The organism is Belnapia moabensis DSM 16746 (genome assembly GCF_000745835.1).
In the GTDB taxonomy this organism is placed as follows: Bacteria; Pseudomonadota; Alphaproteobacteria; order Acetobacterales; family Acetobacteraceae; genus Belnapia; species Belnapia moabensis.
This window is the reverse complement of the sequence record NZ_JQKB01000273.1, coordinates 1-1441: the sequence shown is the minus strand read 5'-3', so window position 1 is coordinate 1441 and position 1441 is coordinate 1. Positions and strand designations below refer to the sequence as shown.

The 1441-nt window shown below is 64.7% G+C and carries 1 protein-coding gene; it reads right to left on the bottom strand.

What is annotated here, in order from left to right:
• Nucleotides 1-869: 869 nt before the first annotated feature.
• Nucleotides 870-1441, bottom strand: a 572-nt coding sequence (locus EP26_RS30815; protein WP_043345433.1) for an SUV3 domain-containing protein, incomplete at its 5' end; no start/stop codon positions are given.

Below are 1441 nucleotides of genomic sequence, written 5' to 3'. Positions count from 1 at the left end.
AGGATCAAACTCTCAGGTTCATCTTCGCAACCCAGCCAAAGCCAGGCCACGCAGACGCCTTTCGATCAGACTCCGCTCACCACTCTCGATGCAAAGCACTCTCTAAGCTCAAGCCCCAGCACATGCCCTACTTACGGGACAGCACCAGCAGCAAGGCCGAAAGCGCCTGCATACTTCCAAAAGACCGATGCAACTGTCAAAGAACCCGCCTTTACCAGCTCGGCGCACCATCGCTGGCGCGGCCCAGAGCCGACAAAGAGCAGCCCCGCATTGCTGCAGGGCAAAAACCGGTGCCCGAAGGCACAAAGATCAGGGTTTAGCAGCCGAGCAGCCCTCGATCTCCAAACACCGCCAGCAACACCCAAAGGCGCCACCGGCCAGCCCGGAAAGAGCAACCGCCCCGCTACAGGGCACCCGACTTGGCACTCGCAAGCACCAGTTTCAAGCCCGCTCCGGGGCTGCCCCCGAAGCCTCCGCCTCAGCGGCGGATTACTGAAGTAGTACCTCTCGGCACCGACTTCAAGGCCCAGTCACCCAGACCTTTTTGGAAGCAATCCGCCTTGCAGCGGATGGCCGATATGGAGCCTCTCAGCCCCAACGTCAAGACCTAGTTGCCTAAGCCTTCCAAACGAACCGCCTTGCGGCAGGCCACCGAGATGGGACCTTTTAGCCCCTACTTCAAGGTCTATTCACCTAGACCTCTGGGAGGGATCTGCGCCACAGCGAGTACTGGGGTTAGTGCTTTGCGGCGCCGCTTCAAGTCCCGGCGGGATGGGTCTCTGAAAGTGACCCGTCCCACAGCGGGGCGCCTATCTGGCAGCCAAGCCACCTAAGTTCAAGAGCCGCAGGCAACCAAATCGTAAAAGGGTTCACGCCTTTCGGGCCGACCCTCCGCGCTGGCCGAACTGGCGCCGTCTGGAATGACCGCGTGATGCGCCACCCACCTCCATGGTCTCCCCGGCAGCCAAGGCCAGCACCCGCCCCGAGGGGCGCGTCGCCAGCACCGCCTCGATCCATTCATTCAGCCGACGGCTTTCAGCCAGAGCACCGTCGATGTCCCGGTAGACCTCTGGAAAGCGCAGCGCCATCCAGCGCCAGGCCACTAGCCGGCGATGCACCCGCTCGGCTAGCTGCAGCGCCTCCTGGCTGGCCCGGCTGGGGAACGGCAGGCGCCCCGCCCGCGGCGGCGCCACTGTCCGGCCCAGCGCATGCTCCACCACCCAGCCCGCCAGCCGCTCGATGCCCTCGTCCCGCTCATCGACCGGGCACATCGCATAGGTCCAGCGGTTCAGCAGGGAGAGCTCCCGCACCCCGTCCACCGCCGCGGCAATGGCGATCTGCGTCGGCAGGTCGCCCAGCCGGTAGTTCGGGTCATCCCGCCGCAGCACCGACCGCTCGATCCGCCGCAGCGTGCCGAACAGGCTCTCGGTGCCAATCTCGG